The organism is Comamonas serinivorans (genome assembly GCF_002158865.1).
Classification (GTDB): Bacteria; Pseudomonadota; Gammaproteobacteria; order Burkholderiales; family Burkholderiaceae_C; genus Comamonas_E; species Comamonas_E serinivorans.
The window spans coordinates 2,593,608-2,608,129 of sequence record NZ_CP021455.1; the positions used below are offsets into that span (position 1 = coordinate 2,593,608).

A 14,522-nucleotide genomic window follows, 5' to 3' on the forward strand; every position below is an offset into this window, starting at 1 on the left:
AATGCATCGCAAACTGGCCCATACTCCATTTGATTCTTTGACCCTCACCCACACCACCATGACCACTCGCCGCCACCTGCTGCACACCGGCGCCGCCCTCACCCTGGGCTCGCTGGCTGGCCTGTCTGCCCCGCTGGCCCACGCCAACACCGTGATCCGCCTTGTCGTGCCCTATGCGCCGGGCGGCCCGCTCGACGTGTCGTCGCGCCTGATCGCCGAGCAGGCCCAGGCGCACGGCCTGGGCACCGTCATCGTCGAAAACAAACCCGGCGCCGGCGGCAACATCGGCTCGGACTACGTCGCCAAGGCCCCGGCCGACGGCACCGTCATCGGCCTGGCGGCCGTGGCCACGCACGCCATCAACCCCTGGCTGTTCAGCAAGATGCCGTTCGACGCCGCCAAGGACTTCGCGCCCATCACCCAGGTCGCGCGCGTGCCCAACGTGCTCATCGTCAACGCCGACTGGGCCAAGCAACACGGCATCGCCACGCTGGCCCAGCTCATCGCCTACGCCAAGGCCCACCCCGACAAGCTGAACTACGGCTCAGGCGGCAACGGCTCGGCGGGCCACCTGGCGGGTGAGTACTTCAAGCAGCGCGCCGGCATCACGGCCACGCACGTGCCGTTCAACGGCGCCAACCCGGCCACGCTGGCCCTGCTGGCCGGCCAGGTCGACTTCAACATCGACAACCTGGCCACGGCCGCGCCCAACATCAAGAGCGGCAAGGTGATTCCGCTGGCCGTGACCACGGCCACGCCGTCCGAGATGCTGCCCGGCGTGCCCACGCTGAGCGCCACGCTCAAGGGCTTCGAAATCGACACCTGGTGGGGCCTGGTGGCCCCGGCCGCCACGCCGGCCGACGTCATCGCGCGGCTGAACAAGGCCTTCGTCGCCGCGCTGAACAGCACGCACACCAAGGCCCGCTTTGCCGCCATGCTGGCCACGCCCGCGCCCACCACGCCGCAGCAGTTCGGCGCGCTGATGGAGCGCGAACGTGCCCGCTACGCCCAGCTGGTCAAGGCCTCGGGCGCCAAGGTCGACTGAACACGGCGCGCCGCGCCCCCGCCCTGCTTGCCACCCCAGGAGGTGCCCCATGTCCATGTCAGACCAACCGACGACTGCAACCCTGCGCATCCGCCCGTTTGCCCCGGCTGACGCCGCGGCGGTGGTGGCGCTGTGGCAGCGCTGCGGGCTGACACGCCCCTGGAACGACCCGCACAAGGACATCGCGCGCAAGCTGGGCGTACAGGCCGACTGGTTCCTCGTGGGCGAGTCCGTCGCGGCGGATGCGGCTCCGACCGACTCCGCCCCAGCCAAGCCCGCGACACCCGGCGCCGGGGCTGCGCCGCTGATCGCCAGCGTGATGGCGGGCTACGACGGCCACCGCGGCTGGGTCAACTACCTGGCCGTGGACCCCGATCACCAGCGCCATGGCCACGCCTCGCGCCTCATGCAGCAGGTCGAGGCCCTGCTGACCGCCGCCGGCTGTCCCAAGCTCAGCCTGCAGGTGCGCCAGGGCAACGACGCCGCGCAAGCCTTCTACGCCCGCCTGGGCTATGCGGTGGATCCCGTGACCAGCATGGGCAAGCGGCTGATTCCGGACTGACGCGCCCGCGGCGCACGCTGGTGTCTGCAGCTGCGGGCCTGGCGCGACGCCGCGACGCTTCAGCGAGTCCAATTCCAATCGGTACTCGCACAAGGCGAGTTTCTCGGCCTGCTGAGCCCCAACGGCGCCGAGCCCTCGGTCGTGCAGTCGGCCGAAACCGTGCTGCAGGTTCGGCAAGACCCCGCTCACCTCCCTCCTCGCCAGGCTGAACCGCTGCGCAAGCGCCCCCCTCCACACCGGATCGCTCAGCCGCCTGCCGCACCCCTGGTCGCTGGACCTGTTCTCGGCCGAGTGAGGCCAACGCCTCGCTTGGCGCGTGATCGACGCCGTTGGCGTCGACCTGACGCGATCTGGCACGACCTCTGTGGCGTGTGACGGCTTGGAGCGCGGCAGTCCGGCCCGGCCCCCAAGGTGAAGGTCCAGCGCGGCGTGACCGCTGCGGGCACGCGGCCAGCCACGCGCCGGCGTTCGACACGAGGGCGAACACGGTATCGGCGGTAACCCATCCGCTTGGGGTTCAGCGCGTCATCCGTCACGCTCACCCGACGGCCGACCCCGAGAAGCCAGCGTGCCGCACGCACGCCAGGCTGCGGCCGGCGTCATCCAGGCGACGATTTGCCCCGCATGCCAATGGTTGGCATGCCAAGCATCTTCCTACAATCGCCGCATGCCCCCCGACGATCCCCTGTCCGCCGCACCTTCGGCCACGGCCCAACGCGAACTGCTCTACGCCATGGGCCAGGTGCACAAGCAGTGGCGACGCATCGTCGACCGCCTGCTGTCACCACTGGGCCTGTCGCAGGCGCTGTGGCTGCCGCTGCTGCACCTGGCCCACGCGCCAGGCGCCATGCGCCAGAAAGACCTGGCCCAGTCCCTGGGCCTGGACAGCTCGTCGGTCGTGCGCCTGGTCGACGGTCTGGCCGCCAAGGGCTGGATCACCCGCGTGGACGACAGCGACCGTCGCGTGAAAAAGATCGAGCTCACCCCCGAAGGCCAAGCGCAAGTGCAGGCGTTGCGTGGCCTCATCGAGCACGAGCGCGCCCTGGTGCTGCACGGCCTCTCCGCCGACGAGATCGTGCAGACCCACGCCGTGGTGCAGCGGCTGCTGGCCCGCATGCAGGCGCTCGATGCCTCGCCGGACACCACCGACACCGATGCGGCCGGCGCCGCGCCCCCGGGCGACACCACGCCATCGGGTCCGGCCTGATGGCCGCGTACGATTCGATCAGGTGAAGCAGTATGGTCACTTTCCCGTTTTCAATGAAACGGCAACAGCCTCATACCCCACCCACAAACAATCCCAAGCCGCTGACACTGCCGCCCGGCTGCACCCTGCCCTCACCGCTTTGACCGCCCCATGACCCCGCACCCACCGGCCTTAGCCCCCCGCACCGCCAAAGTCCCCCTGTGGCTGCTGGTGATGGTCACCCTGGCCGGCACGCTGGCCATCCACATGTTCGTGCCCGGCCTGCCCGACGCCGCGCAGGCGCTGCACAGCCCCCCGGGCCAGATGCAGCTGACCATCACCGTCTACGTCATCGGCCTGGGCGTGGGCCAGCTCATCTACGGCCCGCTGTCGGACAGCCTGGGCCGCCGCCCCATGCTGCTGATCGGCCTGAGCCTGTACACCCTGGCCGGGCTGGTGGCCTTGCTGGCGCCCAACGTGGGCACGCTGATCGGGGCGCGCCTGCTGCAGGCCCTGGGCGGCTGCGCCGGCCTGGCCCTGGGCCGCGCCATCGCGCGCGACACCGCCACGCCCGAAACGGCCGTGGCCAACCTCGCGCTGCTCAACCTCATGATGATGGTGGGCCCGGGCCTGGCCCCGCTGGCCGGCACGGTGATCGACGCCGCCTGGGGCTGGCGCGGCATCCTGGCCGTGCTGGTCGCCATGGGCGCGGTCACGCTGCTCGGCGTGTGGCGGCTGCTGCCCGAAACCAGCCAGCCGACCGGCCAGCTCAACTGGCAGCGGCTGCGCCAGGACCACGTGCGCCTGCTGCGCTCGCGCGGCTTCGTCAGCATGGCGCTGGGCGGGGGCTGCGCCACCATGTGCTCGTACGGTTTCCTGTCGGCCGCGCCCTTCATCTTCACGCAGCAGCTGCACACCAGCAAACACACCATGGCCGTGTCGCTGGGCCTGATGATCGCCGGCATGGCGGTGGGCAATGCCGCCACGCGACAGCTGGCGGGCCGCGTCTCCCTGCAGCGCGTGCTGCTGGGGGCCAACCTGTTGTGCCTGCTGCTCTCGGCCGTGCTGCTGGGGCTCACCGCGGCCGACCAGGTGCACCTGGCAGCCCTGATCGCGCTGATGCTGGTCTTCAACATCGGCATCGGCCTGACCAGCCCTGCCGCGCTGTCGCAGGCCCTGAACGCCGAACCCGAGCTGGTCGGCACCGCCGCCGGGGTCTACGGCTGCCTGCAAATGGCGCTGGGCGCCCTCGCCACGCTGCTGGTCAGCCTGGGCAGCAACCCGCTGCTCGCCGCCATGGCCGTGCTCTTCGGCGGCAACGTCATCGGGGCCGTGGGGTTTCGGCTGGCGTTTCGGAAGTGAGGCCCTGGGGTGGCATCGCGTCATGCAGCGCCCAGTTGATCGCCACGGCCCGATGGGTTGGATGCGCACCAGCATGCCGATCCCGATGTGACTTGCCCGCTTGAGGGCGGCTTCAGGGGAAACGGTGCCGCACCGTGAACCATCCCAACGCCTCCAAGCGGCTGCGGCTCATGACACGGAGGTCCCCGCTGGCCAGACCGAGCGTCCTCGGCACCAGGAGTTCCTGACGGGTGAACGCGCTGAATCCGAGTGTTGAAGGGCCAGTTTGGGGCGCAGCACCAGAGGCTTGCGCCCCTCGCCAAGCCTCCCGTCTCTCGGCTTGGCCTCATCAGCCCCGGCGCAGCCACCAAGCCAGGCCCGAGACCGCTGCCGCCAGCGCCATCACCGCAGCCCAACCCGCCTGGGCCAGCAGCATGGCACCCAGGGCCGAGCCTGCGGCCATGCCAACGAACATGCCCGTCAGCAGCACCGCGTTGAGCCGGCTGCGCGCGGCCGGGTCGATGCCGTAGACCATGCTCTGGTGCGCCACCAGCGTGGCCTGCACGCCCAGGTCGAAGGCCACGGCGCCCAGGGCCAGCAGCACCAGTTGGGCCGTCGCTGGCAAGGTGGAGCCCAGGCCCATGACCGCGAAGCTCACGGCCGCCAGGGCGGCGCCCAGGCGGGCCACGCGGGCCGGGCCGCTGCGGTCGGCCAGCTTGCCCGCCAGCGGTGCGGCCAGCGCACCGGCGGCACCGGCCAGGCCGAAGGCGCCGGCCACGCTGGCGCCGATGTGGAAAGGCTCGGCCTGCAGCATCACGGCCAGCGTGGACCAGAACGCGCTGAAGCCCACCGACAGCAGGGCCTGCGCGGCCGTGGCGCGGCGCAGCGCAGGGTGCTTTCGCCACAGCTGCGCCAGCGAGGCCAGCAGCGCGCCATAGCCCAGCCGCGTGGTGGCCGCGAAGCGCGGCAGCAGCCGCCAGGCGGCCAGCCCCACGGCCGCCACGCCGACGGCCGCGCCCGCGTAGACCACGCGCCAGTGCCAGTGCTCGGCCACGAAGCCGCTGACCACGCGCGAGAGCAGGATGCCCAGCAGCAGCCCCGTCATGACCGTGCCCACGGCCTTGCCACGCTCGGCCGCCGGCGCCAGCGTGGCGGCGGCTGGCACGATGTCCTGCGCCAGCGTGGCGGCCAGGCCGATCGCCAGGCTGGTGGCCAGCAGCAGGTGCAGCGAGGGCGCGGCAGCCGTGGCCAGCAGCATGGCCGCCAGCACGGCGGCCTTGACCAGGATGATGGTGCGCCGGTCGAAGCGGTCGCCCAGCGGCGCCAGCAGCGCGATGCCCAGCGCATAGCCCAGCTGCGTGAGCGTGGGCACGGCGCCTGCCGCGCCGGGCGTGGCCTGCAGGTCGGCCGCCATGCGGCCCAGCATGGGCTGGCTGTAGTACAGCGCGGCCACGGACATGCCGGCGCCGGTGGCCAGCAGGCCCAGCAGCGGGGCCGGCAGGGCGGGCGCCGTTTCGGCGTTCATATTCATTGTTTGCATGAGATGGTCTTTCCAGATGTCAACGCCGGCAAGTGTCGCGGCGCAACCTCCCTCCTGGAAGTACCTCAGCCCGCACAATTGCTATACGCTTGACGCATGAAAGACGCGATTCCACATCCAGCGTCAGGCGACCGCCTGCTGCTCATGGACACCTTTGTGCGCATCGTCGAGGCCGGCAGCCTGTCGGCCGCGGCGGCGCAGCTTCAGGCCACCCAGCCCACCGTGAGCCGGCGGCTGCAGCTGCTCGAGCGCTCGCTGGGCGTGCGCCTGTTGCAGCGCTCCACGCACGCCATGCGGCTGACGGTGGACGGCGAACGCTGCTTCGTGCGCGCCAAGGAGTTGCTGGCCAGCTGGGCCGCGTTCGAGGCCGACCTGCGCGGTGCCCAGCAGGAGCCCGAGGGCACGCTGCGCGTGGCCATGCCGCACGCCTTTGGCCAGGACCGCTTCGTCGCGCCGCTGGCCGGCTTCCTGCGTGCGCACCCGCGCGTGTCGGTGGAGTGGCTGCTGCGCGACGACGTGCGCGACTTCATCGCCGCCGGCATCGACTGCGCCGTGCAGGTCGGCGAGCCCGCCGACCCCTCGGTCGTGGCCGTGCGGCTGTCCGAGGTGCCGCGCATCGTGGTCGGCGCGCCGCAGCTGCTGGGCGGCGCGCCACCGCCGCAGGACGCGCAGGAACTCGCCGCCCTGCCCTGGCTGGCGCTGCAGACCTTCTACCGCCACGAGATTGCGCTGCGCCACCGCGCCAGCGGCCGGCTCGCGCGCATCGCCTTGCAGCCCCGCGTGAGCACCGACAGCCTGTACGCGCTGCGCAGCGCGGCCTTGCAAGGCCTGGGCGTGTGCGCGGGCTCGGCCTGGCTGCTGGAAGACGACATCGCCCAGGGCCGGCTGCTGCACCTGGCACCGCAGTGGGAGGCACCACCGCTGCCCGTCTACATCGTCTACCCGCAGGCGCGCTACTACCCGTCGCGGCTGCTGCGCTTCGTAGCGGCGATGCGGGCGGCTGTGCCCCGGCTGACCGGGGCCGACGAGTCCGGCGACGCCACGCTGGCCTGAACCGTGGGCGCCTCAGCCCCCGGCGTTGGGCCAAGCGCGAGCACGGCCACAGCCCGCCGTGGCCGCGCCGCCAGGGACTCGCGATCGTCGCTGCGAGTCGGCCAGCCATCCGTTCGCGCGGTGGACGACCCCGTACCACGCGGAGCCGCGCGTGCGTGTTGACCACAGACCAAAGAGTATGGCCCGGTTCTCATTGATTCAACAACGAGAACCAGGCCATACTGCATCCAGTGTTCCGCGCCGCCTCAGCGCAGGTTGCCCACCATGTCGGCCGGCACCACCCATGCGTCGAACTGCTCGCCGGTCACGTATCCCGACGCGATGGCCGCGTCGCGCAGGCTCAGGCCCTCCTTGTGGCCCTTCTTGGCGATGTAGGCGGCCTTGTCGTAGCCGATGTGCGGGTTCAGCGCGGTGACCAGCATCAGCGACTGCTGCACCAGGTGCGCAATGCGCTCGCGGTTGGGTTCGATGCCGACCGCGCAGTTGTCGTTGAAGCTGACCATGCCGTCGGCCAACAGGCGCACGCTCTGCAGGAAGTTGTGGGCCACCACCGGGCGGAACACGTTGAGCTCGAAGTTGCCCGACATGCCGCCGATGTTGATGGCCACGTCGTTGCCCATGACTTGCGCGGCCAGCATGGTCACGGCCTCGCTCTGCGTCGGGTTGACCTTGCCCGGCATGATGGACGAGCCGGGTTCGTTCTCGGGGATGCTGAGCTCGCCGATGCCGCTGCGCGGGCCGCTGGCCAGCCAGCGCACGTCGTTGGCGATCTTGTTCAGGCTGGCGGCCAGGGTCTTGAGCGCGCCGTGGGCGTGCACCAGCGCATCCTGCGAGGCCAGGGCCTCGAACTTGTTGGGCGCGGTCACGAACGGCAGGCCGGTGATGGCGGCCAGCTCCTGGGCCACGCCCTCGGCATAGCCCTTGGGTGCGTTCAGGCCCGTGCCCACGGCCGTACCGCCCAGCGCCAGTTCGTACAGGTGCGGCAATGCGGCCAGCACATGCTTTTTGCCATGCTCCAGCTGCGCAACCCAGCCCGAGATCTCCTGGCCCAGGGTCAGCGGCGTGGCGTCCTGCAGGTGGGTGCGGCCGATCTTGACGATGTCGTCAAACGCCTGGGCCTTGGCGGCCAGCGTGCCCAGCAGCAAGTCGATGGCGGGCAGCAGTTTGTTCGTCAGCGCATCGACGGCCGCCACGTGCGAGGCCGTGGGGAACACGTCGTTGGACGACTGGCTCTTGTTCACGTCGTCGTTGGGGTGCACCAGGCGCGATTCGCCGCGTTCGCCCCCCAGCAGCTCGCTGGCTCGGTTGGCGATGACCTCGTTCAGGTTCATGTTGGACTGTGTGCCCGAGCCGGTCTGCCAGACCACCAGCGGGAACTCGTCGGGGTGCTTGCCCTCGATGACCTCTTGTGCGGCCGCCACGATGGCGTCTTTCTTCTGGCCGTCGAGCAGGCCCAATGCATGATTCACCGCCGCCGAAGCGCGTTTGACCTGGGCCAGCGCGCGGATGATCTCAACCGGCTGCTTTTCGCTGCTGATCTTGAAGTTCTGCAGCGAGCGCTGGGTCTGCGCCCCCCAGAGCTTGTCCGCGGGCACATCGATGGGTCCAAACGTGTCTTTTTCCTGGCGGGTGGCCGTCATCTCGTTCTCCTGAAGCGATGCAAATGCGAATCAAATCGAATTGAAGCGGGCGAGAGGCTAACGCATGGCGGCCGCCCGCGGTGGCCGCTGCGCTTGCCCCATCCTGGAATCAGGGTTAAGCCGGATGCACGGGCGACCTCTTCGAGCCCCCGCTCATCAGAGCACGCCATGGCCAACCGCAAGGAGCTGATCGCCATGGCCAACACCAAGCCGGGCCTGCACACCGAGGTGGGCCTTGCACCTGCAGACTCGTTCAGCGGCACACAGCGCACCGCCGACACCGACAGGGGCGTAAGCACGTCGTCAATGTTTCACGCATCTCAAGATGAAGCTTGAGCAGTATGGCCGATCTGTCGATATTCAACCATCGTAGATCGCGTCATACTCCGCAAAAACTGACCACCCCATCGGCCATGTCTGGAGATGACAAACCCGGCATGGGCAAGGCCTTGGAATCGCTCCCCACCCGCTCCTGCTGCCGCAGGTCGCTTTTGCGCCCCGAGTCGCTCAGGCAGTAGCGCCCGCCGCGCGGCCCGGTGCACACCAGGCCACTGCGGCAGCTGCAGCCCGCTGCCTCGCCTGGCCGCCGGGCGGCTGCAGCAAGCCCCGGCGCGCGGGCGCAGCGCCGGCCTCGCACACGCGCTTGCTGGCGCTGATCGAGCCGTCCTGGCCCACAAAGCGCGAGCCGGCGCAATGCGCGACCCCGCCTTTCTTGCCGCTGCAGGGCGTGTTCGCGGCCTGGCCCCAGGGCCAGCAGCGCCATGGTTGCCAGCAGGACCAGCTGCCTCATGGCTGACACGCCATGAACGCGGTGCGTGCGCCGTGCGGCGCGGCCATCAGCTCAGGCTGGCCCGCAAGGCGGCGCGCATCTCGGGCTGGGCCGCATACAGCTCGGCCGGGTTGGCGCCGGTGAGCATGCCTTCAAAGCGCGGCCGCGTGTTCTCGACCATCTGCGGGTGCGTGAAGACGTAGAAGCGCCCCTCGCTCACGGCGTCATAGGTCATGCGCGAGACGTCGGCCGCGTCGATGGTGCCGGCCGCCACGCCCTGGTTGAGCAGGCTGCCGCTGGGGCGGCTGGGCGTGGCGCGGGCCAGCTCGGCCGGCCGCACGCGCTGCGAGTTGTTGATGCCTGTGGCCACGAACCAGGGGCACAGCACCGAGCAGCGCACCTGCTGGGTCAGCAGGCTCAGCTCCTGCCACAGGGTCTGACTCAGGCCCATCACGGCGTACTTGGAGGTGGTGTAGATGCCCAGAGTCGGTGCCGCCGTCAGCGAGGCCATGGAGGCCGTGTTGACGATGTGCGCCTGGTAGGCCGGGTCCGCCTGGGCCGCCTTCAGCATGTGCGGCACGAAGGCGTTCAGCCCGTTCACCACGCCGTACAGGTTCACGCCCATCAACCATTGCCAGTCGGTGTCGCTGCCTTCCCAGCACAGGCCGCTCAGCGCCACGCCGGCGTTGTTGAACAGCAGGTTCACCTGTCCGAACTCGGCCAGCGTCAAATCGGCCAGGGCCTGCACCTCGGCGGCCTTGGACACGTCGGTGCGGCGCGTGACCACCGAGGCGCCCTGCGCACGCACGAGCTGCGCCGTCTCCTGCAGCGCCGCTTCGTCGATGTCGGCCAACACCAGCTTCATGCCCTTCGCCGCGCCGTCGCGTGCGAACTCGCGTCCAAATCCCGAGCCTGCGCCGGTGATGACGGCGACCTTGTCCTGAAATTGATCCATGTTGTCTCCTGAAGATGGGCCAGTGCCGCAGCAAGGCGGCCCGGCCACTGTAGACGCTGGCGACCGCGGCGGGCGTCACGCACAGGCAGCTCGGTGCACCCCGGGCGTTGGCAGGCGGCCGCGCCATGTCCAGCCGGCGACAACCACTAGGTACTAACCCTAGACGCCATTCGGCACCCCACCCCTACATTGCGCGCTCTTGCAGCGCGTCAGGCTCGCCCCCGCCAGGCGCGGTCGCCGCGCGCCCCCTCAGCGCCTCTGCCGGTGCGCGCTCGTCCTGTTCCGGCACCTTTTCGGTCGAGAAACACCATGACATCCACCCCCATCTCCCGCCGCGCCGTGATGGCGCTCGGCGCTGCCGCCCTGTCCACCGCTGCGCTGCCGGCGCGCGCGGCCGACGCCTACCCGAGCCGGCCGCTCAAGCTCATCGTGCCCTTTCCGCCTGGCGGCCAGACCGATGCGCTGGGCCGCGCGCTGGGCAACTACATCAGCAAGGAGCTGGGCCAGCCGGTCATCGTGGACAACAAGCCCGGCGCCAACACCCACATCGGGCTGGAGCAGCTGCTGCGCGACCCGGCCGACGGCTACAGCATGCTGATCGCCGGTGCGCCCTCGTTCATCCAGAACCCGCTGCTGCTCAAGAACATCACCTACGACCCCAAGAAGGACATCCAGCTGCTGCTGCCGGTGACCGACATGCCCATGATGATGGTCGTGCCCGCCAACCACCCGGCCAAGACGGTCAAGGAGTTCATCGCCCTGGCCAAGGCCAGCCCCGGCAAGCTGACCTTCGGCTCGACGGGCACCGGCGGCTCGGTGCACCTGTCGACCGAGCTGTTCGAGCAAATGGCCAGGATCGACCTGACCCACGTGCCCTACAAGGGCAGCGCCCCGGCCATGTCCGACCTGCTGACCGGCCGCATCGACGTGATGTTCGACGGCCCGACCACCAGCTTGCCGCACGTGCGGGCCGGCAAGCTGCGGCTGCTCGGCATCACCAGCAGGGACCGCGCCTCCTTCGTGCCCGAGGGCGTGCCCATCATCGAGAGCCTGCCGGGTTACCAGAGCACGCTGTGGTTCGGCATCATCACGCGCCAGGGCATCCCCGACGAAGCGGGCAAGCGCCTCAAGGCCGCCGTCGACAAGGCGCTGCTCGACCCCGCCTTTCAAAAGCAGGTGACGGACCTGGGCAACCTGCCGCGCAAGCCGATGACGCACGAGCAGATCGCCAGCTTCCTGGCCAGCGAAGACCGCCGCTGGACCGACCTCATCAAGAGTCGCAACATCCACCTGGAGTAATGCCGAATTGCCGTTGAATAGACAACGGCAATTCATCCATACCCCATAACCCGCCTGACATGGTGGCACTGCACGGCCCGCACGTGCCCCCCGCTTGCCAGGCCCACCGCTGCACCGCCATGTCCGCCCCAGCCTCCCTGCCCGCTTCCCTCGCCCAGCACCACGCCACGGTTCACCCCTACGCCGGGCTGGACTTCAACTGGCTGCTCGACTCGCGCAGCAGCGCCCACCCCGACAAGACCTTCCTGACCTGGGAGCCCTTCCAGCAGGCCGACGGCAGCGAAGGCCAGGCCAAGGCCTACACCTATGCCGCCTTCCGCGACCACGTGCTGGCCACGGCGCGCGCGCTGCTCGCGCAAGGGGTGAAGGCCGGTGACACGGTGCTCATCCACCTGGACAACTGCCCCGAATTCCTCTTCGCCTGGTGCGCCTGCGCGCGCCTCGGTGCCGTCGCCGTCACCACCAACACGCGCAGCGCACCCGACGAGCTGGACTACTTCGCCAGCCACAGCCAGGCCGTGGGCGTGATCAGCCAGACCGGCCTGGCCGACCGCCTGCCGCTGGGCGCCAGCTCGGGCCTGGGCTGGGTCGTGCTGCTGGACGACATCGGCCAGCAGCAGACGGTGCCGGCCCAGCTGCCCGCCCACCTCACCTGGGCGCAGTTCATCGCCCGCGGCGAGGGTCGCGAGCTGCCAGCGCTGCCGGCCGACCCCGAGCGCAGCATGTCGGTGCAGTACACCTCGGGCACGACCTCGCGTCCCAAGGGCGTGCTGTTCACGCATGCCAACGCGCTGTTCTCGGGTCGGCAGAACGCGCTGCACGAGGGCCTGCAGGCGGACGACGTGCACATGATCCAGATGCCGCTGTTCCACCTCAACGCCCTGGGCTACTCCTTCCTGGCCTCGCTCTGGGCCGGCGCCTCCATCGTGCTGCAGCCGCGCTTTTCGGCCAGCCGCTTCTGGCCCGTGGCCGTGCGCAACCGCTGCACCTGGGGCTCGATGGTGCCGTTCTGCCTGCGCGCCATCCACGCCCAGGGCCCGGCGCCGCAGCACCATTTCCGCATGTGGGGCATGGGCGCGCGCGACGTGCCCATGGCGCTGGAGCTGGGCGTGCAGACCCTGAGCTGGTACGGCATGACCGAAACCATCTCGCACGCGATCTGCTCCATGCCCGGCCTGCCCTCGCCGCTGGGCTCCATCGGCTGGGCCTCGCCGGCGTACGACATCCGCGTGCTGAACGACGACGGCACGCCCACGGCCATGGGCCAGACCGGCCACCTGCGCGTGCGCGGCCGCCGCGGCGTGTCGCTGTTCAAGGAGTACCTGAACAACCCCGAAGCCACGGCCAGCTCGTTCGACGAACACGGTTTCTTCATCACCGGTGACCGCATCACGCTGCTGCCGAACGGCTGCATGCAGTTCGCCGACCGCGACAAGGACATGCTGAAGGTGGGCGGCGAAAACGTGGCCGCCTCCGAGATCGAACGCGTCATCGCCACCGTGCCGGGTGTGGCCGAGGCCGCCATCGTCGGCCTGAAAGACCCGCTGCGCGACGAGCTGCCCGTGGCCTTCGTGCTGTCCACGCTGCCGCAGGCCGAGCACGCCGACCTGATCGAGCGCGTGCTGAGCACCTGCCGCGCCAAGCTGGCCGATTTCAAGGTGCCGGTTCAGGTGCACGTGGTGGACGAGCTGCCCCGCGGCACGCTGGAAAAGGTCTCCAAGGTCACGCTGCGCCAGCGGCTGCAGCCCGCGGCCTGACGCATGCGCGCATCGCAGGCGCCCCGGACTGCCGGCCTCGAGCCGGCCGAGGCGCGGCCCCGCCGGCCTGGGTCCGTGATGACGGGTCAAGCCGGGTGGCGCGCGCCGATGCAACGGCGGCCGGCCGCGCCAGCCCGCCCGGCGTGCTCAGCTCGCGACACTGGCGCGTCGCCTCCTTGCACGCCGCCTACCGAGCAGTATGCATCCACTCCCGTTTTTGAATAAACGGCCACATCACCATACTGCCCCCTTTTTTTAACCCCCCAGGAGTCCCCCCATGCGCACCACCGCTTTGTCCCGCCGCCGCCTTCACGCCCTGAGCCTTGCGGCGTTGGCCGCCTGCAGCCTGACGGTGCCGCTGTCGGCCTGGGCCGCCTACCCCGACAAGCCGCTCAAGCTCATCGTGCCCTTCCCGCCCGGCGGCCAGACCGACTCGGTGGCCCGCGCCCTGGGCACCTACCTGGCCAAGGACCTGGGCCAACCCGTGATCGTGGACAACAAGCCCGGCGCCAACACCGCCGTGGGCACCGAGGCCCTGATCCGCGAGCCGGCCGACGGCTACACCATGGAGATCGTCGCCGGCTCGACCATGGTGCTGAACCCGCTGCTCTACCCCAAGCTGCCCTACGACGTGAAGCGCGACCTCAAGCTGCTGTCGGTCGTGGTCGACGTGCCGCTGATCATGGTCGTGCCCATGGACCGTCCCTACAAAACGGTGGCCGACTTCGTGAGCCACGCCAAGGCCAACCCGGGCAAGGTCAACTTCGCCTCGGTCGGCGTGGGCAGCTCCCTGCACCTCACGGGCGAGCTGTTTGCCGACAAGGCCGGCCTGGACATGGTGCACGTGCCCTACAAGGGCAGCGCGGCCGCGATGACCGAGATCATCGGCGGCCAGGTCGACGTGATCTTCGACGCGCCCAGCACCGCCGTGCCGCAGATCAAGGGCAACAAGGTGCGCGCGCTGGCCGTCACCAGCAAGGCCGCCGTGCCTTTCCTGCCGGGCATCCCCACCATCGCCAGCACGCTGCCGGGCTTCGACACCGGCGTGTGGTATGGCATCGCCGTGCGCAAGTCCGTGCCCGATGACCTGGCCCAGAAGCTCAAGGCCGCCATCGACAAGGCCTTGCTGGATCCGGCGCTGCAAAAGGTCTTCACCGACCAGGGCGCCGTCACCCACAAGCCCGACAGCATGGCCGCGCACGAGGCCTTCATGGACAGCGAACGCAAGAAGTGGCAGGCGCTGATCGGCGCCCGCAAGATCAGCATGGAGTGAGGCAGCGCTGGTGACGGCGCACAACGGGGTGCCCGCACCTGCCTTGGCCTTCGCACCGACCACTGCGCCAGCTGCAAAGCGCTGGTTGGCGCAGATATCCGG

The 14,522-nt window shown here is 69.9% G+C and carries 12 protein-coding genes; 9 read left to right on the plus strand and 3 right to left on the minus strand.

What is annotated here, in order from left to right; genetic code table 11:
* Positions 1 to 58 precede the first annotated feature (58 nt).
* The 4 genes from CCO03_RS11025 (at position 59) to CCO03_RS11040 (ending at position 4,155) form a co-directional block, all read left to right on the plus strand.
* Positions 59 to 1,045, plus strand: a complete 987-nt coding sequence (locus CCO03_RS11025; RefSeq protein WP_087284561.1) for a Bug family tripartite tricarboxylate transporter substrate binding protein — start codon at positions 59 to 61, stop codon at positions 1,043 to 1,045.
* 55 nt (positions 1,046 to 1,100) lie between these two features.
* Positions 1,101 to 1,607, plus strand: a complete 507-nt coding sequence (locus tag CCO03_RS11030) for a GNAT family N-acetyltransferase (RefSeq protein ID WP_087284562.1) — start codon at positions 1,101 to 1,103, stop codon at positions 1,605 to 1,607.
* 667 nt (positions 1,608 to 2,274) lie between these two features.
* Positions 2,275 to 2,814 carry a MarR family winged helix-turn-helix transcriptional regulator gene (locus CCO03_RS11035; RefSeq protein WP_087281024.1) on the plus strand — a complete coding sequence of 180 codons (540 nt, stop codon included), beginning with the start codon at positions 2,275 to 2,277 and terminating at the stop codon, positions 2,812 to 2,814.
* Positions 2,815 to 2,964: 150 nt separating this feature from the next.
* Positions 2,965 to 4,155, plus strand: coding sequence for a multidrug effflux MFS transporter (locus tag CCO03_RS11040; RefSeq protein WP_087281026.1), 1,191 nt, complete (start codon positions 2,965 to 2,967; stop codon positions 4,153 to 4,155).
* A gap of 328 nt (positions 4,156 to 4,483) precedes the next feature.
* Here CCO03_RS11040 and CCO03_RS11045 read toward each other — a convergent pair whose 3' ends face one another.
* Positions 4,484 to 5,674, minus strand: coding sequence for an MFS transporter (locus CCO03_RS11045; RefSeq protein ID WP_087281028.1), 1,191 nt, complete (start codon positions 5,672 to 5,674; stop codon positions 4,484 to 4,486).
* A gap of 96 nt (positions 5,675 to 5,770) precedes the next feature.
* On the opposite strand from CCO03_RS11045, the gene CCO03_RS11050 reads away from it, so the two are divergent.
* Entirely contained in the window at positions 5,771 to 6,727 is a 957-nt protein-coding gene (locus tag CCO03_RS11050; protein WP_087281030.1) for a LysR family transcriptional regulator, read from the plus strand.
* Between the two features lie 245 nt (positions 6,728 to 6,972).
* Here the strand turns inward: CCO03_RS11050 and fumC are convergent, their stop codons facing one another.
* Complete coding sequence (gene fumC, locus CCO03_RS11055; RefSeq protein ID WP_087281032.1) at positions 6,973 to 8,367, minus strand: class II fumarate hydratase; 1,395 nt, start codon at positions 8,365 to 8,367, stop codon at positions 6,973 to 6,975.
* 168 nt (positions 8,368 to 8,535) lie between these two features.
* Between fumC and CCO03_RS19780 the strand changes: the two genes are divergently transcribed.
* Complete coding sequence (locus tag CCO03_RS19780; RefSeq protein ID WP_157667646.1) at positions 8,536 to 8,703, plus strand: hypothetical protein; 168 nt, start codon at positions 8,536 to 8,538, stop codon at positions 8,701 to 8,703.
* A gap of 500 nt (positions 8,704 to 9,203) precedes the next feature.
* On the opposite strand, the gene CCO03_RS11065 is transcribed toward CCO03_RS19780, so the two are convergent.
* The gene (locus tag CCO03_RS11065; protein ID WP_087281034.1) at positions 9,204 to 10,091 is read right to left on the minus strand and encodes an SDR family NAD(P)-dependent oxidoreductase; all 888 of its coding nucleotides are present in this window, start codon (positions 10,089 to 10,091) and stop codon (positions 9,204 to 9,206) included.
* A 309-nt stretch (positions 10,092 to 10,400) separates the two neighbouring features.
* On the opposite strand from CCO03_RS11065, the gene CCO03_RS11070 reads away from it, so the two are divergent.
* The 3 genes from CCO03_RS11070 (at position 10,401) to CCO03_RS11080 (ending at position 14,420) form a co-directional block, all read left to right on the plus strand.
* Positions 10,401 to 11,390: a Bug family tripartite tricarboxylate transporter substrate binding protein gene (locus tag CCO03_RS11070; RefSeq protein WP_087281036.1), complete on the plus strand. Its 990-nt coding sequence runs from the start codon at positions 10,401 to 10,403 to the stop codon at positions 11,388 to 11,390.
* Positions 11,391 to 11,509: 119 nt separating this feature from the next.
* Entirely contained in the window at positions 11,510 to 13,147 is a 1,638-nt protein-coding gene (locus CCO03_RS11075; RefSeq protein WP_087284564.1) for an AMP-binding protein, read from the plus strand.
* Positions 13,148 to 13,424: 277 nt separating this feature from the next.
* Entirely contained in the window at positions 13,425 to 14,420 is a 996-nt protein-coding gene (locus tag CCO03_RS11080) for a Bug family tripartite tricarboxylate transporter substrate binding protein (RefSeq protein WP_087281038.1), read from the plus strand.
* The last annotated feature ends 102 nt before the right edge of the window (positions 14,421 to 14,522 follow it).

Coding starts and splice junctions, on each gene's coding strand:
- CCO03_RS11065 (WP_087281034.1), bottom strand. CDS start 10,091: ATGGATCAATTTCAGGACAAGGTCGCCGTCATCACCGGCGCAGGCTCG.
- CCO03_RS11075 (WP_087284564.1), top strand. CDS start 11,510: ATGTCCGCCCCAGCCTCCCTGCCCGCTTCCCTCGCCCAGCACCACGCC.
- CCO03_RS11040 (WP_087281026.1), top strand. CDS start 2,965: ATGACCCCGCACCCACCGGCCTTAGCCCCCCGCACCGCCAAAGTCCCC.
- CCO03_RS19780 (WP_157667646.1), top strand. CDS start 8,536: ATGGCCAACCGCAAGGAGCTGATCGCCATGGCCAACACCAAGCCGGGC.
- CCO03_RS11070 (WP_087281036.1), top strand. CDS start 10,401: ATGACATCCACCCCCATCTCCCGCCGCGCCGTGATGGCGCTCGGCGCT.
- CCO03_RS11030 (WP_087284562.1), top strand. CDS start 1,101: ATGTCAGACCAACCGACGACTGCAACCCTGCGCATCCGCCCGTTTGCC.
- CCO03_RS11035 (WP_087281024.1), top strand. CDS start 2,275: ATGCCCCCCGACGATCCCCTGTCCGCCGCACCTTCGGCCACGGCCCAA.
- CCO03_RS11025 (WP_087284561.1), top strand. CDS start 59: ATGACCACTCGCCGCCACCTGCTGCACACCGGCGCCGCCCTCACCCTG.
- CCO03_RS11080 (WP_087281038.1), top strand. CDS start 13,425: ATGCGCACCACCGCTTTGTCCCGCCGCCGCCTTCACGCCCTGAGCCTT.
- CCO03_RS11045 (WP_087281028.1), bottom strand. CDS start 5,674: ATGCAAACAATGAATATGAACGCCGAAACGGCGCCCGCCCTGCCGGCC.
- CCO03_RS11050 (WP_087281030.1), top strand. CDS start 5,771: ATGAAAGACGCGATTCCACATCCAGCGTCAGGCGACCGCCTGCTGCTC.
- fumC (WP_087281032.1), bottom strand. CDS start 8,367: ATGACGGCCACCCGCCAGGAAAAAGACACGTTTGGACCCATCGATGTG.